Genomic DNA, 17045 nt, shown 5'->3' on the forward strand with positions numbered 1-17045 from the left:
CAATTGATAATTAACAATTAACAATATGAAGCATTTAATTTTTACAGTCCTATCACTGCTTTCATTACAGCAGTACGCACAGCAACTCCTCACCGAGAGTGAGATAGACGAAAAAAAATTCGGCAATGAGAGTATCCATTTTCTCAAAAGCAACAACACCCGCTTGAATGGCGCCTACAAAATAGGCAACAACCAAGGAGAATACTACGAGGTTACCTTCGTTGATGGAATTGCTAACGGATTGGTGAAATTCTACAACCGTTATGGCAAACTTAAAACCGAAGCTACTTTTGAAAAAGGCATCTTCCACGGTCCTTATAGAGAATACGCCCCTTACTCAGGCGAAATGCGCCGTGAATACAACTACAAGAACGGCGAACTCGACGGCAAATTCCGCGAATATTCTGATGGCAAAGTAGTAGCTGATAGAAACTACAAGGACGGCAAACCCGACGGCGATTGGAAAGAATACGATGAGAACGGCAAACTCACCAAAGAAGAACACTACAAAATGGGCAAAAAGGACGGTAAACAGTGGTCGGCTGTCACTCGCCGCCGTAGCGGACTTGTACAAACTGATGTAGAATACTACAAAAATGGTGAACCTACAGGCAAATGGGTCTCTAAATTGAGCGACGGCACATTGCGTGAAGAAAGAGAGTACAAAGCCAATGGCACTTCAGTACGCAAAGAATATTACGATACCGGTAGGCTTAGCAAAATGGTGCATTACAAAGGGGAGAAATACCAAGGTGATTACCAACTCTACAACAGCGATGGCATCCTCATTGAAGAAGGTACTTACGACAACGATTTCCCTACAATGAAAAAAACATATTACCCTAACGGAAAACTAAAAACTGAAAGTTATTACCAAAATAACGAACAACACGGCAAATACGCTTCTTACGACGAACGCGGACGTCTATTAGTAGAAGGAGCTTACCTAAAAGGCTACCCTGATGGACATTGGAAATCATACAACTCTGAAGGGATTTTAACTAAAGAATCTCACTATGACAAAGGTAGAGAAGAAGGCGTTTACAAAGAGTATTACCCCTCAGGAATGGTTTCTATAGAAGGACAATACACTCGCGGACAGAGAGAAGGCATTTGGAAATACTACAATGAGCAAGGTCAGGTTTCCAGAGAAGTAAAATACCAAAACGGCAACTCAGTACAAGTTACCAATTATACTAATAAATAAAAAAGGCTTCCATAAGGAAGCCTTTTTCGTTGGTCTACTAGGACTCGAACCTAGAATAACAGAACCAAAATCTGCTGTGTTACCATTACACCATAGACCAGCGATTTTGCATTTTTGCGGTGCAAAGGTACTGCTATTTTTGTAATCTGCAAATTTTTTAGAAGATTTTTTTGAATAAATTGATAAAAAACTTTTTTAACTACTGAAAATCAAAGGAATTAACAAGTTGCCAAAAATAAACCCGTGCGACTCGCTTCAAATCAACAAATTATCCGTACCTTTGCGCCCTGCTAATCAGCTAATCTAATAATCAGCAAATTATAAAATATTTTATCTTATAAACACTCACTTTTGCAGCTTGCCCCCTCTCCTTGGGAGAAGGGGAACGGGGGTGAGGCTATTCAATCGACAAATGAAAGTATATCACGACCTTTTGCGCCATATCCTTGAAAATGGCTATTCTAAAGACGACCGCACTGGTACCGGTACAACCAGCGTGTTCGGTTACCAAATGCGTTTCGACCTCAGCAAGGGGTTCCCTTTGGTGACTACTAAAAAAATACATCTAAAATCAGTGATTTATGAACTCTTGTGGTTCTTAAAAGGCGATACCAATATCAAATACCTCACCGATCACGGCGTACGCATTTGGAACGAGTGGGCTGATGAAAACGGCGACCTTGGTCCTGTGTATGGCGCACAATGGCGCAATTGGAACGGGGAGGCTATCGACCAGATAAAAATGGTGATAGAAACCCTCAAACACAATCCTGAAAGCCGCCGCATCATTGTATCGGCTTGGAATCCTTCGGTATTACCCGATACCGGAAAATCGTTTGCCGAGAATGTAGCCAATGGCAAAGCTGCCTTACCCCCTTGCCACGCCTTATTTCAGTTCTATGTAGCCGATGGCAAGCTATCCTGTCAGTTGTATCAACGCAGCGCCGATGTGTTTTTAGGCGTACCTTTCAACATAGCCTCGTACGCTTTGCTCACAATGATGCTCGCCCAAGTATGCGATTTGCAAGTAGGTGATTTTGTGCATACTTTCGGCGATGTACACATCTACAACAACCACCGCGAACAAGTAGCTTTACAGCTCAGCCGTATCCCGCGTGAATTGCCTACTATGCACCTCAATCCAGCTGTAAAAGACCTTTTTGCTTTCGACTACGAGGATTTCCGCTTAGAAGGCTATGACCCCTATCCCGCCATCAAAGCGCAAGTATCAGTATAATGAGCAAATTTTCTAATTAGCAAAATTGCTAATTAATCTCAGTTCGATATAACAGAATATTGATTTACAGATTTGTATCATAATATATTTACAGAATAATTCACCGTCAGGTGAAAATTTGTGAGATAATGTAAAGTAAAGAGTTTTATAAAGTCCCAAATTTGTGAAAATTCGTGAAATTAGTGGGAGATTTAAAATATTTTGCTGATTGTTAAACAATTAATTACGTCGAACTCACATTAATAACTTTTTCCACCGTTAAAGTTTCGTTAAAAAGCAGTGGATAACTTTTTTATATAAGCCTTTTTTAGTTATTTTGTACGCTCAAACAAAAAAATCTATGCAGATGAAGAAATTATGTACACTCCTTATGGCCATACTAATGGCACAAAGTATTTTTGCTCAAATTAGCAACGAAACTTTCACTTCGGGCACAACAGGCAATCGCCAAAAATTAGGCATCTACAAGCCCGCAGGTTACACCGATAAACAAACCTACCCACTCATAGTAGTGCTCAATGCCAACACCCTAATGGAACCCGTGGTAACCGCTGTGCGTTATTACGAACAATTCCAAGAAATGCCCAAATGTATAGTAGTAGGCGTATTCGATGAAAAGTTAGAAGATGTAGCTGTCATCGATGAGGTAGGACGCCCTATGAATGAGTCGGCGCGCTATTTCGAGTTTATTTCCAATGAATTAGTACCCTATATACAAGGCAAATACCCTATCGCCAACTTCAAAGGAATTGTAGCTTCAGAGGAAGCTGGATTTCTAATCAACTACTACCTGCTTAGCCCAAAATCTCCCTTTAGTATGTACGTGAGCCTAAACCCTACAGTAATCCCACGTATGGCACCCGAATTTGCCACCGCTCTGGCTGCAGGACCCTCAAAAAATCAACACCGCTTGTACTACTATATGGCAACCGCCGATGTAGAGAACAAACTCAACTACGACAAAGCTATTAATTTTGAAAAAGGTTTGCGCTCTATGCCTATCCACCAATCAGTAGTCTACCGCTTTGCCGATATGAAGGGAAGCTCTATCAACTCCGCCAAATTACAAGGAATCGCACAAGCGTTCGACGAGTGTTTCGATATCTACAAACCTATAGGAGGCAAGGAATACAAAACCCAAATGGAAACCCTTAGCAACAATATTTTTGAATATTTAGAGAACAAGTACAACACTATCGAACAGTATATCGGACTCAAAAAGAAACCATTGCTCAACGATATAATGGCAACCTACACCGCTATCAAATCTGCTGCCGATTGGGAGTCACTTAGGAAGTTAGCAAAATATGTAGAAAGCAATGGTTATGTAAAAACCGCTATGCCTAACTTCTTCTTAGCCGAATACTACGAAAAGACTGAAGACTATAAAAAAGCATTGAAAACCTATCAAAAATCGTATACTGAGCCCAGTATAGATTTCATCACCGCCGACCTTATCAACGAGCGTATCAATGCACTTAAAACCAATAGAAATTTAGGAAAAACCTCTAAGAAATCTAAGAAAATTACAGAGGAAGTTTCAGAACCCATAGACGAACAAACCCCCACTGATGAAAGTAATCAAAACTAAATTAGAAGGCGTGGTGATTATAGAGCCACAAGTATTTTTTGACGACAGAGGTTATTTTTTTGAGTCGTTTTCACAGCAGCGTTTCAATGAGCAAGTAGCCCCCATCACATTTGTACAGGACAACGAATCAAAATCCAGTTATGGTGTATTGCGTGGCTTGCACTTCCAAAAGCCCCCTTTTGCACAATCCAAATTAGTACGAGTCGTGAAGGGCAAGGTATTGGATGTAGCAGTAGATTTGCGCAAAGGCTCACCCACCTTTGGGCAATACGAATCGGTAGTGCTTAGCGAGGAAAACAAACGACAGTTTTTTATTCCACAAGGCTTTGCACACGGTTTTGCAGTACTGAGTGAAGAAGCTATTTTTCAGTACAAATGCGACAACTACTACGCCCCTCAGAGCGAGGGAAGTGTGCGCTGGAACGACCCTACTATAGCGATAGATTGGCAGCTGCCAGAAAAAGATATTATCCTATCGGCAAAAGATGAAAAAGCTCCACTTTTATCACAATTAACAATTAATGATTGATAATTAAGGGGATACATTTTTTTACCTCTTATCTCTTACTTCATATCTAAAAAAGTTTGGTAAAAAGTTTGGTGGTTTCAAAAAAAGGTATTACTTTTGCCCCCGAAAAATAAAGATGGTGGTCTTAGCTCAGTTGGTTAGAGCGTCGGATTGTGGTTCCGAAGGTCGTGGGTTCGAGCCCCATATTCCACCCCAAAGGGAAACCCTAATAAAAATACGCCTTAGAGCGTATTTTTTTATGTCTATACTTTAAAGGCATAACAAAACATTAACTTGCAACCATATTTACACCACAATCCGTGCAATCTAGCTGCACCAGCTGCTACTCCGTGCAATAATACAGATTTATCCGTGTAATCAGTACGAGGCTTAAATAAATAGCGAAACTGTTTATGAGATTAATGAATGTTTAACTATATATTTCTCACATCAAACTTTATTTATGTTTTTAAGAAAATACAGTCACAATATATACAAGGTACAAGTAGTCTTATTTCTGGTATTTATATTTTTAGCTACTGTATATTACAATTATCCACAGGCGCATCGCTTTTTCAATAGGATATGGTATGAAAATTCTTGTTTCTGTTTTGATTATCTATTTTCAGCTATAATGACAATATTGTTCGCTTGTTTTTTTTGGATAATCTTGGTCTATCCTCTTGTTTATCTGTTTTCTTTGTTCTTTATGAAAATGGGTTGGAAAAGGCTTGTAATATTGCTAATTCTTTATTTAACAAGCTTTGTTTGTGAATTTTCTCTATACACCATACCCAATCAACAAATGTTTAAGGAGAGGAGAAAACAAAATCCAGATGAAATTCCTACTGAGCAAGCTCAAAAAGTAAATGACGATTACCAAGCATTTATAGAAAATAAAAATGATACAACCAATATAAATAGAAAAGAGTTATATAAAATCTTTAAATATGATGAATTTTCCGAAAGAGAGGGGTATTATCAAATTCCATATTATGGATGTCCATACAAAGGAAATAAATTAGGAAATGCGAATGTTATTCTAATTCCTAAGACAAATCGATTTGATACTTTTATCATTGCATCTAAATGCAATGGTGAAGAAGTGTGTAAAGATAAAATAAGAAAAGAAATAATGTCATTATCAATAGAAGAACTCAACCAACATTTCAATGCTGTTATTTTTATCATAGATAAAAAATATTTGGAATATACACCAGATTTAGAGACTTCTTATAATCCTAAATATCCTTATAAAGAAGATGCTTATGTTTTAGAAAATGGCAAATGGTCAATAAGAAAAACATATACTGTTACAGATGAAATAGAACAAGAAATCAATAGGTTACAGGATAGATATATCGATAGTTTAGTAGAAGAGTATCGATTTCGGGAATAATTTCAAATAAAAAAGCAGCTGAAAAATATGAAGAAATTATTAAACAGATGGTTTTGTTATACATTAGTGCTGCTATGTAGCGCGATGTATGCACAACCTTGTACATTCAAAGATGTCATAGAGAGAACAACACATAATGTACCTTATGAAAAATACAACATTCATCTTGATATGTTGCAAGTTTTAAATGGTAAAAAAGATAACTTTTTAGGATTTATAGGGGTAAATCGCAAACGGTTGCGCATCACTTTTACCTCTATAAAAAAGAGTGAAGAAAATAAAGATCTATATGAAGTAGAGGGCTTTAGTACTGTGATGAACAAAAACAAACGGACTTTCAAAGGAATGTTTACTTTACTTTCTCATTACAAATTTACCGAACCTACTTTTGAAGAACCTCTTAAAAATGGAGATATTGAGGGTTTTTCTACTTTTTCATACCAATTAGCAGAAGAAGAAAAACTTTCCGCAACAGGTATTTTTAAAGGAGAAATGCTTGTTCTTTGGTATAAGAGAATAAATAAAAACCCCATATATTCTAATATATTCTTTTATACTGATGGAGAAAGAAATTACCAATTTTTTGGTACTTGGACGAGTTATAAAACTAAAAAAGCCTCTATAGCCTCTTGGGGAGAATATCGTATTCCTTGCTCAGGTGATTTTGATGGAGGAGTAGGTGATTTTATCCCTAAACCCCAATATTGGCAATATGGTTGGGAGGAGTTTAGGTATTAGTTCCTAAGAATACAACAAAAATTGAGAAATAACGTGAGTTCGATGTTCTGTTATATCGAACTCACGTTAATTATTAAGAATTGCAATAATGTTCATACATCAGTTTTACGCCTTCTTGGAGTTCGATGGTGTGTTGCCAACCGAGTTGGTGTAGCTTGCTGGGGTCGGTGAGTTTACGCATTGTACCATCGGGTTTGGTACTATCGAATATTATTTCTCCTTGATAGCCAATGGTCTCTTTTATCATATAAGCAAGCTCTTTGATAGAAATCTCTTTGCCCGTACCAATGTTGATGTGCGTATTGCGCACCTCTTTGGTATTGGTGGGGTAAGTATCTTTAAAATTGATACGTTCCATTAGAAACACACAAGCATCTGCCATATCTTCACTCCACAAGAACTCGCGCAAAGGTGTGCCAGTACCCCATAAAGTTACTTTTTTATCGGTGATGCCATATTTAGCTAAAATGGTTTGTATGAATTCCTTGCTACTTTCACCCGTAATACTTTCTACAGGACGCTTGTTGAGGTCTGTTTTTACAGCTTGCCAATCGTTGTTGAGCAAGGCTTTTGCCAAATGGATTTTGCGTACCATTGCAGGCAATACGTGTGAGTTTTCGAGGTGAAAATTATCGTTAGGTCCATAGAGGTTGGTAGGCATTACAGCAATATAATTAGTGCCGTATTGCAGGTTGTAGCTCTCGCATAGCTTGATGCCGGCAATCTTAGCAATGGCATAAGGTTCATTAGTATATTCTAACGGAGAGGTGAGCAAACATTCTTCTTTCATAGGCTGAGGCGCTTCCTTAGGGTAGATGCAAGTACTCCCTAAAAATAACAGTTTTTTCACCTTATTTTCGTAAGCCGAATGAATCACATTGTTTTGAATCATCAGGTTTTCGTAGATAAAATCAGCGCGATAGATGTTGTTAGCCATAATGCCCCCTACTTTGGCTGCTGCCAAGAAGACATACTCGGGTTTTTCATCTTTAAAGAATTGAGCGACAGCTTGTGCATCACGTAGGTCGAGTTCGGCACTGGTTCTGCCAATTAAATTAGTATATCCTTTTTGAGAAAGATTCTTCCAAATAGCAGAACCCACTAACCCTTTGTGTCCTGCAATATATATTTTAGCGTTTTTATCCATTGTTATTCAAAGTAATTCATTACAGTGAAGCCACCTTCTTTGAGGTAAGCATCGCGTTTGAAGAGTTTGATATCCGAGCGCATCATATCTTCGATTAATCCTTTGAGGTCATACTCAGGTTTCCAACCTAAAACAGTTTGCGATTTGGTAGGGTCGCCAATGAGTAAATCCACCTCAGTAGGGCGGAAATATTGAGGGTCTACATTCACCACTTCTGGGTTATTGGTAATACGTTCGCGTATAGCACTGAGGTACTTTTCGCCTACTTTTTCGCTGAAAACAGAAGCGTCTACTGCAGTGATATAGCCTTTTTCGTCTACGCCTTTACCTTTAAATTCGATAGTGAGACCTATTTCTCTGGCAGACATTGTGATAAAATCGCGGATGGCGGTAGTAATGCCTGTAGCGATTACATAATCACTGGGGGCAGGCTGTTGCAAGATGAGGTACATCGCCTTGATATAGTCTTTGGCGTGCCCCCAATCGCGTTGAGAGCTGAGGTTACCCATATAGAACTTATCCTGCATACCCAACGCTACCCTGCTGAGCGCACGGGTTACCTTGCGGGTTACGAAAGTCTCCCCACGTATAGGAGATTCGTGGTTGAAGAGGATACCATTAGAGGCATGCATATTATAGGCTTCACGGTAGTTTACGGTAATCCAATAGGCATATAATTTAGCTACTGCATAAGGTGAACGCGGATAGAAAGGAGTGCGCTCACTTTGGGGTACTTCTTGCACTAATCCATAGAGTTCGGAGGTAGAAGCTTGATAGATACGCGTTTTTTCGGTAAGCCCTAAGAGGCGTACAGCTTCGAGGATGCGTAAGGTGCCGAGACCATCGGCGTTACCTACGTATTCAGGGGTTTGGAAACTCACGTGCACGTGGCTCATCGCAGCGAGGTTGTAGATTTCATCGGGTTGTACCTCTTGGATAAGGCGAGTGATATTCATACTATCGGTGAGGTCGCCGTAGTGTAAGATGAGGTTGCGGTGTTCTAAATGGGGGTCTTGGTAGAGATGGTCAATACGGTCGGTATTGAAGAGAGAGGAGCGGCGTTTCATACCGTGTACCTCATATCCTTTTTTAAGCAGGTACTCAGCGAGATAGGCACCATCTTGCCCTGTGATACCTGTAATGAGTGCTTTTTTTGTCATTTTATTATTTGGTGTAATAAAGGTGATTGTTCAAGGGGCGAAGTTACGAAAAATATTGGAAATGGGGTTGTTTTGGTGATATTTTTTGATTTAACCCCTAACTTCAAGTTCATATTAAGGAATGAGGAGTTTCTCACCATTCGCTATGAAAAGAGTTGCTATTTGTTGAGCTCCGTAGGTATTGAAATGATTGGTGTCGTACATTATTGGTTTCCCTGCTATACAACCATCATTAGGGATGTAATGAGAGAGATCTATTATATGGAGAGTAGGAAATTCGGTTTTTAGAGTAGCGATAAATCTTTCCCAACGTTCGTAATTTTTCTTGTATTTTTCTCCTCTAAGAGAGGTGAAATATTGGATTCCTACTTGCTCTTTGAGCTTTTGATTTCTTTGAACATCATAATCAAAATTAGCTGAGGAGTTTAGCACATAAACGTCTTTCCCAGCAGCTAACAAGGTGCGTATAGTAAGTAGCGATAAACTTTTCTGTATATGCAGGGATATTTTCTCTATCGGTAGTATATGAGTTTACTAAAAAGATAACATTGTACTGTAGGTAGTGTTCTTGCAAGTAATCGAGCGCCTTTTTGCATTCGGGAGAAGGTTTCCACCCTTGAGTATCTAATAACGATGGACAAGCCCCAGCAGATAAGACATCGGCTTTCCAACCTTCCTTTTTCCCCACTATATCTATGAAAGGAGATAAATGAGAGGTGTGGCTATCGCCTACAAAAAGGATTTTTTTAGAATAAAGACTTTGTGTATTGCCTAATGTTTGCAAAGTATCTTTTGAGGTACTACATTTTTCACACGTTACTGGTGGAAAGTGTGATGAAGTTTTTTGAAGCTCGGGAATTTTTGCTTGATATAGGCTGTAACTAATAGCTATCACTACTGTAAGAGGCAATAGGTATAAATACAAAAAGCTCTTCTTGAAAGTGTATTTTTTCTTTCTAAAAGGTTGTTCTACGAAATAATAGGTGATGATTGAAAGTAAGAACATTAGTATAAAAGCTCCTAAAGCAACCCCTAAAGGTAAGTCGCCTCCACCTAAAAAATACCTACACATTGCTAATATAACCCAGTGCCATAAGTATAAAGAGTACGAGAGTTTTCCTATCCACACTATAAGTGGTATTGAGAATAGTTTTTTCACGTAGTTTCCTTTTTCATTGGCTACAATTAGTAGCGCTGTAGGGACACACAACAAGAATGAAGTTACCCCTGGGAAATAAGGAGGAACAAAAATGCCTTTGATACACAAGCAAGCTATAATTATTATAAAAGTGCTGATGCCTAATATATTAGATGCTTTTGGAGACAAATGATTGCCTTTCAAGCACAAGATTACAGCTAGCAATGAGCCTGTGAGCAACTCTATCATTCGCAAGTGAGGGAGATAGTAGACATCTAAGTATATGCTTATTTTCTCTAATGGTAAGAAGGAGAGGCATAGCAAGAAAAACATTGTTGAGAGTAATACAGCTATGATATGTTTTCTGAGGAACTTACTTTTAAATATCACCCATAACAATAGGGGAAAAATGAAATAGAACTGTTCTTCTACAGATAGTGACCATATATGATTGAAAGGTCGTTCTTCGGTAGATATATCAAAATAGCCTCCCACTCTTGCAAAATAGATGTTAGACAGAAAGAAAACAGAAGCTACTGCACTGTTGGCAACACTGTAATAATCTTTGGTTAAGAAGAGCCATCGTGTGAGCAATAACCCTACAACTATCACCACAAAACAAACAGGAAGAATTCGCCTGATGCGCCTATTATAGAAATTGGCAAACGAAAAGTTGTTTTGCTCCATCTCACGATAGAGAATAGTGGTAATGAGAAAGCCTGAAATAACGAAAAAGATATCTACCCCCAAAAAGCCATTGGGCAAGAGCGTTGGGCTTAAATGAAATAATACAACGGCTAAAACCGCTAAAGCGCGAAGTCCATCGATGTCGGGGCGATAAGTATTCTTTTTCAGCATAATAAGCGTTTTTAGTCCTTCTCTAAAATTTGTTTTAAGGTTTTTTGATTGATTTTCTTTCTTTCCTTATCAAAAAACCAACCGTACTTATTGAAGTAATAAATAGCTGATTTGATATGGGCTTTTAATAGTTTGATATTTTTATAGGATGCTTTTTGATATTCGTGTACAACAACGGCTTCGGGGAAGAAGATGGTTTTGTAGGCACGATGGATGCGACGGTTGAGGTCGAAATCTTCCATATACATAAAAAAGTGTTCATCAAATAATCCTACTTTCTCAAGGGCTTCGGTGCGCAAGAACATAAAGCAACCTGAGAGTATGGGGATGTTCATCGTTTGGTTATAGCTAAAGTTGTGTAACTCAAAATGTTTATTGCTTTTATCTCTCCATTTTTTAAAAGGGATAAAACGCCTAAAAATGAGGTCGATAGGGGAGGGGAGGAGTTTGCAAAGGTATTGCAATTGACCATCTGGATAGATGATTTTTGGCATTATATTGCCTACCTCGGGGTGCTCATTCATATAATGAGTGAGTTTTTCTAAGGCACCTTCTTGTATTACAATATCAGGATTTAAGACTATGTGATAGGGTAGCCCTTGCTCCATAGATTTTTTGATAGCAATATTATGTGCTTTGCCATACCCCATATTCTCGTTGTTGAAAATATAGTGTATTTCCTTATCGGGGTACATTGTTAGTACGCTTTTGAGCACATCGGTGGGCGAGTTGTCGACAAGGAACAACTGTAGTGCCTCACTTTTGCAAGCGAAGTAGCTATCGATGACCTTTTTGAGAGGTGTGAGGTTGGTTTGGTATAACACTATGGAGGCTGAGAGTTTCATTCCGATAATTTTTTAACGACGTCTAAATATTGGTATTCATAAGTAGTATCAGGTTCTAAATAAGCGCCTTCCGACCATTCATTCCAAGCATTGATGAATACAAATTCGTTTCCTTTAGCAGCTTCGATAAGGGAGAGTTCTTTTAAAAAGTGTTCAAAATTGGCAGGAGTAGCGTTTACAAAGAATTTAGAGCGATTTTTGTATCGGGGAGTGTTATCCCAATCTACAATAATTGATTGATAGGTTTTGTCTTGAGTTTGTTGTGCCAAAGTTAAGAGCGCTTCACCAAAAGCTACATAGTCTACTTTTTGGCTTTTTTCCATTTTAAATTTGAGTCGGCCTATCCAGAATTGCATTTTTTCAGGCAATCGTCTCAGTTTTTTTTCTATTGCTGACACCCACGATTTGCGTTGGAAGAATTTTTTGTTGAACAGATAGCGAGGTTGAAAGAGCATTTTGGCTTGGAAGCTGCTATACACTTCGTCTTCTCTATCGAGGTCATAGGATTTCATTCCGATAAAATAGATGCCTTCAAAACCATTTTCACGAGCTTTTTGGTTGAAGAAATTCATCCATTGGGTTTGATGTTTATTGAGTTCGGGCCGATAGATGCAAAATACAGGTTTTTGGTCTATGGTAATATAGCGAGGGTCTTTGAAAAAAGGTAACAAATAATCAAAATGTTGTTGCCAAAGATCTTTATCATTTAAATGTTTTTGTTCCATCAGTATTTCGGAGCTACCGATCCACTGTTTTGTCCAAGTTTCGTTTGCCCAAGTGATACAGAAGTTGAGGTCGTTGTTAGGATTTGCTAAAAACAATTCCATAGGCTTGCCTAACAATAGCTTGCCATCAAACCAATAGTGATAGAAATTGAAGCCTCCTAATCCGTATTTTTTTGCTAATTGGGTTTGCCAAGCAATTACCTCAGCTTCAGTAAGGTCGTAGTAGTTGTTGTTCAAAGGGATTCGGGGTTGTCGTTGTTCTTCAGTATATTTTTGGGCGGCTTGTACCAACTCCCAATCGGTGAACTGGTGTCCCCACCATCGGTTGTTTTCTTCTATGGAGTGAAACTGAGGAAAATAGAAAGCTATATATTTCATTGTAGTGTTCTTTTAAGTTTGTTGTATATTTTTATTATTACATATTTTATTCCTAAATACTTATAGAGTATGGAAAGGAAATCACTTTTAAATTGTTTGTCTTTCACTTGGGTAGAAATTCCATCGTTGCTATATACAGCTATGGTGAGATCTACGTATTCAAATTTGTATTTTTTCCAAAGTTTTAGGTTTAATTCATAATCGGCTAGCAGCTTGTATTTCAGGTTGTACGGGTGTTGTTCTACTATTTTCTTAGGGTAGAAAATTGCTTGGTGACATATATTTTGTTCTATGAGTTTGGCGGTTGTGAAAACTCCATCGTATAGTGTTTGTGTGTTTTTTAAAAGTACATTGCCGTAATAGATAGTGTTGTTGTTTTGCAATACTTGAGTTATTTGGTTTATAGAGAAAGTAATTTCGTCATCAGCACCTAAGAAATAGAGAAATTTTCCGTGAGCGAGAGCAATACCCTTGTTCATAGCATCGTAAATTCCTTTGTCTTTTTCAGAAATCCACCTTAATTGAGGAATTTTTTGGGTAAAACTCTCTACAATAGTTAGGGTTTCATCGGTAGACTTACCATCTACGATAACCACTTCATAGAGCTGATTTTCCCCTAATTGTTGTTGTATAAGAGAAAGACAATGGGCTATGTGTGAAGCCGAGTTATATGTGGGGATGATAATAGAGAGTAGCATTAAGATATATAAGGCGTATTCTATTTAAGATTAAAAATTTAAATTGCGAAGTTACAAAAAATATTGCAAACTTCGTTATCTTTTTTCAATATTTTTTAGATGTACAAAAACAATAGACTCATCTTTGACATAAATGGATGAGCCTATTGTTTTTCTAACCGTTGCTATAGTAACGAGTAGTTTTTAGAGAGTTATCTCTTTAATGGTTTGGTTACCAGGGCGGTCGGTAGCGGTTACTACTACTTTATCACCTGAGAGAGAGGTATTGGTAGCGGTGGTGCTATAAATCCATTTGCCTTCTTTGAGGGTTGCCTCGCCTTGTTCTACAGTACTTTCGTCGCTACCTACGATAGCTACTTTCACGCTGGTTACTTTAAAATTATCGGTTACTGCAATCGCTATTTTTTCTCCACTTGCAAGACCTTTGTAGGCTGAAACGTCTACGGTTTCTATCACGGGAGCTTTGAGGAAATCGGCGACAGCGAGGTTGTAGGCTGTTACACCTTTGCGTTTGAGGGCTTCGGTGGTGTAGGCTTCTTTAAGAGCATTGTCTTGCAAAGCGTTTTTGCCGTAGGTGATAGCATTTGAGAATTTTGTTTGCTGTGCTATCTGTTTAGCGGTAGGCTTTTTGGTGCGCACTGGGAATTTAGAAACGATGGTTTCGCCATTGCGTTGGCTGAAAACGATTTGTTTACCAATTCGACCTGAAAGGCCTTCTGTTACGATGTTGTTAATACTTTTTGCCATTTTTGTTTGATTTTAAAGTTGTTCATAATTAGGGGTTAGGGGATAGTGAAAAGTGCTGGACACGTCAGCCTGTCCAGAGGGGCTGACCACTATTCTATTTCCTATTTCATTTCTGAACTTTATTTCCTAACTTTTACAGTGCAAAATTGCGGCGAATTTTGTGTGTGTGCAAAAAGTTGTAACGAGGGGTAATAGGTTTGTAACAGGGGTATTATGTCAATGAACTGAGAGAGAAAGGCTTGATGTTGCTATCAAGAGTTTGTAATATTTAGCGAGAGTTTAGTGTAAGGAAATATGGTTAATTATTTACTAATCAAATAAATAAACAGCTTCACTGTTTTTTAGGTCTCCCACAGATTACATGAATTGTGATGTAAGAGATTACTTTAATAGGGGAACTCCTACAAATGTGGAATCTAACTGAACTTTAGAATTCTTGGAGGATCTCGAAAAAATCGCTATAGATTTACCAAAGCACAAGCTATAAGAACACGGCAGAGAACGGATTTTTAAGAATAATTATTTTAGTATCTCTAAATACAGTTTTTCAAATTCTGCTACCATTTTCCCTTTTGTAAAAACTTCTTCATATCTTTTTCGAGACCCTATTGATAACTGTTGATACTTCTTTTCATCAGTGAGTAATTCTATAATAGCTTCTGCTAATTTGTTAGCATCTTTAGGAGGAACTACAATGCCTGATATATTATTAAGGTTGACCCAATCTACCCCTGAACCCTTGATACTTGTAGAGATGACAGGTTTTCCAAAAGCCATAGCTTCGATTTGTACTACTCCAAAAGCTTCTGAGCGCTCGGTAGATGGGAGACAAAATATATCACAAATTTGATAATAAGCACCTAACTCTTCAAAAGGGATTTTTCCTAAGAGTTTTACTTTGTCTTCCAAATTATAGGAATGTATCTGTTCTTGTAGTTTGTCTTTTAGTTCCCCTATACCTGCTATTAAAACAATCGTATCATTGGGTAAGGATTTTGAAGCTTCAATAAGGTATTCAAAGCCTTTATAATAAACTAATCGACCTAAGGTAAATATTATTTTTTTGTCTTTATATATTTCCTTGAGATTATCAAATACACTTCTTTTTATAGTTAATTCATTACCATCAACTCCAATAGGAATACAAGTTATTTTATCTTTATATTTTTTTAGGGTAGAAGATCCTTCTACATAAGTAGGAGAGGTAACAACAATAGAGGTAGCCTTTCTTAGTAACCAATCTAACAGAGGCTTGTAGAGAATCATTAATTTGCGTTGTTTGATAATATCACTATGCCAATGTAATATAATTTTAGCTTTAGGGCGTGTGAGGAAAACGGCTAAATTAGCCATAGGGTTAGGAAGGTGAATATGTATAATATCGTATTCATTTTGTATTTTCTTTAAAGTATTGATGAAAGAATAACTAAGAGGAGTGGACGCTACAACTTTTAAAGTATGAACTCGATATATTTTGTAAATATTGTTAGTAAATACATTTCCTTTAGTATGATTAGAGCACAACACATCTGTTTGAAAACCTCCTGCATTCAAACCTTCTACAATGTCATAATTAACTTTTTCAATACCCCCAAAAGAAGGAGGATAAAACTTTCCTAAATGCAATATTTTCATACTATATTTTCTAAAATAATCTTGGTAGTTTGTTTAAAATCAAATTGATTAGTTATAATTTTTTTTTGTTCTATTTTTTGAGGAGATAATAACAATAATTTTTTTGCTAAATCTTCTGCACTTTCTTTATTAAAAAAATAGCAATTTTGGAAATCGGCATAAAGTTCTTTAAAAACCTCAATGTCAGACAACAAACAAGTTGTTCCTAAATAAAGAGCTTCTAAGGGAGGAAGCCCAAAACCTTCATAAATTGATGGTTGCACTAAGATAGATGCATTATTCATATAATCATAAAGTTCCTCATCAGATATCCTACCTGTAAAAATAATATCTTTATCTTTAAGGAAATCTTCATTAGAAAGTTTTGTTTTAAATCCTTCTTTTTCTCCTACTATTACCAATTGTTTATCAAATCCTTTTTTTCTTGCGTATCTCCAGCCTTTCACTAAGGTTTCTAACCCCTTGTGAGGTTTGATATTGCCTACAAAGATAATAAATTCTTTGGAATTAGAAACTTTTTGTGGGAAATAATTTATGAGCTCGTTTTTAATAGCACAAGGAGCTACAACAATATCTTTTGCTTTTTTGAAATGGAATGAAATTCTTTTTTTAGAGAATTCTGAAACAGTAAATATTTTTTTAGCTATTTTAACAGCCCTATTTAAATAAAATTTCCTTATATAGTAACCTATTTTTGAAGTAAGTTCTTTGATGTCTAAGAAAACAACATCGTGGATAAAAGCATAAATAGGTATTTTTATTCCTATTGGGATATTAAAATTAGGGGTTAAAAATACGTTGTAAGAGTTGATTTTTGCACAAGGGAAGCAAAATAATTCTTTTACTGAAAATATAGGTATATTTACTTCTTGAATTTCTACATTCTTTGCTTTATATTTAGATAGTATATTGAAATTTCCTAACAATAAGTAATTATTCTTCTGCTCAGCCAATAGATAAGGAAGAATACCTTGTAAATAAGTTCCAATACCTGAACTATTATACATTCTACAATCGATAGCTATTTTCATATT

The 17045-nt window shown here is 37.1% G+C and carries 16 protein-coding genes and 2 tRNA genes; 7 read left to right on the forward strand and 11 right to left on the reverse strand.

What is annotated here, in order from left to right:
- Positions 1 to 25 precede the first annotated feature (25 nt).
- A complete protein-coding gene (locus DR017_RS10280; protein ID WP_002678429.1) occupies positions 26 to 1207 on the forward strand; it encodes a toxin-antitoxin system YwqK family antitoxin in 1182 nt (393 codons plus the stop codon).
- A gap of 29 nt (positions 1208 to 1236) precedes the next feature.
- Here the strand turns inward: DR017_RS10280 and DR017_RS10285 are convergent.
- A tRNA-Gln gene (locus DR017_RS10285) sits at positions 1237 to 1307 on the reverse strand.
- Positions 1308 to 1619: 312 nt separating this feature from the next.
- Here DR017_RS10285 and DR017_RS10290 point away from each other — a divergent pair.
- The 6 genes from DR017_RS10290 to DR017_RS10315 all read left to right on the forward strand — a co-directional run bounded on the left by DR017_RS10290 (position 1620) and on the right by DR017_RS10315 (position 6680).
- Entirely contained in the window at positions 1620 to 2444 is an 825-nt protein-coding gene (locus DR017_RS10290) for a thymidylate synthase (RefSeq protein WP_002678581.1), read from the forward strand.
- 346 nt (positions 2445 to 2790) lie between these two features.
- Positions 2791 to 4035 carry an alpha/beta hydrolase-fold protein gene (locus tag DR017_RS10295; RefSeq protein ID WP_040360937.1) on the forward strand — a complete coding sequence of 415 codons (1245 nt, stop codon included), beginning with the start codon at positions 2791 to 2793 and terminating at the stop codon, positions 4033 to 4035.
- Complete coding sequence (gene rfbC / locus DR017_RS10300) at positions 4016 to 4564, forward strand: dTDP-4-dehydrorhamnose 3,5-epimerase (protein ID WP_002678424.1); 549 nt, start codon at positions 4016 to 4018, stop codon at positions 4562 to 4564. Before DR017_RS10295 ends, rfbC begins: the two co-directional genes overlap by 20 nt.
- A 118-nt stretch (positions 4565 to 4682) precedes the next feature.
- Positions 4683 to 4759: transfer RNA gene (locus DR017_RS10305), tRNA-His, on the forward strand.
- Positions 4760 to 5258: 499 nt separating this feature from the next.
- Positions 5259 to 5942, forward strand: a complete 684-nt coding sequence (locus DR017_RS10310) for a hypothetical protein (protein ID WP_232501547.1) — start codon at positions 5259 to 5261, stop codon at positions 5940 to 5942.
- Positions 5943 to 5969: 27 nt separating this feature from the next.
- Positions 5970 to 6680: a hypothetical protein gene (locus DR017_RS10315; protein WP_050772792.1), complete on the forward strand. Its 711-nt coding sequence runs from the start codon at positions 5970 to 5972 to the stop codon at positions 6678 to 6680.
- 73 nt (positions 6681 to 6753) lie between these two features.
- On the opposite strand, the gene DR017_RS10320 is transcribed toward DR017_RS10315, so the two are convergent.
- From DR017_RS10320 to DR017_RS10360, 10 genes are all read right to left on the reverse strand, one after another.
- A complete protein-coding gene (locus DR017_RS10320; RefSeq protein WP_002678602.1) occupies positions 6754 to 7827 on the reverse strand; it encodes a GDP-L-fucose synthase family protein in 1074 nt (357 codons plus the stop codon).
- 2 nt (positions 7828 to 7829) lie between these two features.
- Positions 7830 to 8987 (reverse strand): GDP-mannose 4,6-dehydratase, encoded by a 1158-nt coding sequence (gmd, locus tag DR017_RS10325; protein WP_002678503.1) that lies wholly within the window; start codon positions 8985 to 8987, stop codon positions 7830 to 7832.
- A 114-nt stretch (positions 8988 to 9101) separates the two neighbouring features.
- Positions 9102 to 9419, reverse strand: a complete 318-nt coding sequence (locus tag DR017_RS14400; RefSeq protein ID WP_040360932.1) for an SGNH hydrolase domain-containing protein — start codon at positions 9417 to 9419, stop codon at positions 9102 to 9104.
- Positions 9400 to 10983 carry an acyltransferase family protein gene (locus DR017_RS10330; protein ID WP_050772791.1) on the reverse strand — a complete coding sequence of 528 codons (1584 nt, stop codon included), beginning with the start codon at positions 10981 to 10983 and terminating at the stop codon, positions 9400 to 9402. Before DR017_RS10330 ends, DR017_RS14400 begins: the two co-directional genes overlap by 20 nt.
- Before the next feature lie 11 nt (positions 10984 to 10994).
- Entirely contained in the window at positions 10995 to 11828 is an 834-nt protein-coding gene (locus DR017_RS10335; protein ID WP_002678402.1) for a glycosyltransferase family 2 protein, read from the reverse strand.
- Complete coding sequence (locus tag DR017_RS10340) at positions 11825 to 12931, reverse strand: glycosyltransferase WbsX family protein (RefSeq protein ID WP_002678471.1); 1107 nt, start codon at positions 12929 to 12931, stop codon at positions 11825 to 11827. The genes DR017_RS10335 and DR017_RS10340 overlap by 4 nt, the downstream gene beginning before the upstream one ends.
- Positions 12928 to 13629, reverse strand: a complete 702-nt coding sequence (locus DR017_RS10345; protein WP_002678366.1) for a glycosyltransferase — start codon at positions 13627 to 13629, stop codon at positions 12928 to 12930. The genes DR017_RS10340 and DR017_RS10345 overlap by 4 nt, the downstream gene beginning before the upstream one ends.
- 183 nt (positions 13630 to 13812) lie before the next feature.
- Positions 13813 to 14376 (reverse strand): hypothetical protein, encoded by a 564-nt coding sequence (locus tag DR017_RS10350; protein ID WP_002678527.1) that lies wholly within the window; start codon positions 14374 to 14376, stop codon positions 13813 to 13815.
- Between the two features lie 519 nt (positions 14377 to 14895).
- The gene (locus tag DR017_RS10355) at positions 14896 to 16011 is read right to left on the reverse strand and encodes a glycosyltransferase (protein ID WP_002678605.1); all 1116 of its coding nucleotides are present in this window, start codon (positions 16009 to 16011) and stop codon (positions 14896 to 14898) included.
- On the reverse strand, positions 16008 to 17042 hold the full coding sequence (locus DR017_RS10360) for a glycosyltransferase family 4 protein (RefSeq protein WP_002678610.1): 1035 nt from the start codon (positions 17040 to 17042) through the stop codon (positions 16008 to 16010). Before DR017_RS10360 ends, DR017_RS10355 begins: the two co-directional genes overlap by 4 nt.
- Positions 17043 to 17045: the final 3 nt, after the last annotated feature.

Source organism: Capnocytophaga sputigena (assembly GCF_900446695.1).
In the GTDB taxonomy this organism is placed as follows: Bacteria; Bacteroidota; Bacteroidia; order Flavobacteriales; family Flavobacteriaceae; genus Capnocytophaga; species Capnocytophaga sputigena.

What these genes read in the sequence shown, in the direction of transcription:
- DR017_RS10315 (WP_050772792.1), top strand. Translation starts at nt 5,970, where the DNA reads ATGAAGAAATTATTAAACAGATGGTTTTGTTATACATTAGTGCTGCTA.
- DR017_RS10360 (WP_002678610.1), bottom strand. Translation starts at nt 17,042, where the DNA reads ATGAAAATAGCTATCGATTGTAGAATGTATAATAGTTCAGGTATTGGA.
- DR017_RS10340 (WP_002678471.1), bottom strand. Translation starts at nt 12,931, where the DNA reads ATGAAATATATAGCTTTCTATTTTCCTCAGTTTCACTCCATAGAAGAA.
- DR017_RS10330 (WP_050772791.1), bottom strand. Translation starts at nt 10,983, where the DNA reads ATGCTGAAAAAGAATACTTATCGCCCCGACATCGATGGACTTCGCGCT.
- rfbC (WP_002678424.1), top strand. Translation starts at nt 4,016, where the DNA reads ATGAAAGTAATCAAAACTAAATTAGAAGGCGTGGTGATTATAGAGCCA.
- DR017_RS10310 (WP_232501547.1), top strand. Translation starts at nt 5,259, where the DNA reads ATGGGTTGGAAAAGGCTTGTAATATTGCTAATTCTTTATTTAACAAGC.
- DR017_RS10295 (WP_040360937.1), top strand. Translation starts at nt 2,791, where the DNA reads ATGAAGAAATTATGTACACTCCTTATGGCCATACTAATGGCACAAAGT.
- DR017_RS10345 (WP_002678366.1), bottom strand. Translation starts at nt 13,629, where the DNA reads ATGCTACTCTCTATTATCATCCCCACATATAACTCGGCTTCACACATA.
- DR017_RS10320 (WP_002678602.1), bottom strand. Translation starts at nt 7,827, where the DNA reads ATGGATAAAAACGCTAAAATATATATTGCAGGACACAAAGGGTTAGTG.
- DR017_RS10335 (WP_002678402.1), bottom strand. Translation starts at nt 11,828, where the DNA reads ATGAAACTCTCAGCCTCCATAGTGTTATACCAAACCAACCTCACACCT.
- DR017_RS10290 (WP_002678581.1), top strand. Translation starts at nt 1,620, where the DNA reads ATGAAAGTATATCACGACCTTTTGCGCCATATCCTTGAAAATGGCTAT.
- gmd (WP_002678503.1), bottom strand. Translation starts at nt 8,987, where the DNA reads ATGACAAAAAAAGCACTCATTACAGGTATCACAGGGCAAGATGGTGCC.
- DR017_RS10355 (WP_002678605.1), bottom strand. Translation starts at nt 16,011, where the DNA reads ATGAAAATATTGCATTTAGGAAAGTTTTATCCTCCTTCTTTTGGGGGT.
- DR017_RS10280 (WP_002678429.1), top strand. Translation starts at nt 26, where the DNA reads ATGAAGCATTTAATTTTTACAGTCCTATCACTGCTTTCATTACAGCAG.
- DR017_RS10350 (WP_002678527.1), bottom strand. Translation starts at nt 14,376, where the DNA reads ATGGCAAAAAGTATTAACAACATCGTAACAGAAGGCCTTTCAGGTCGA.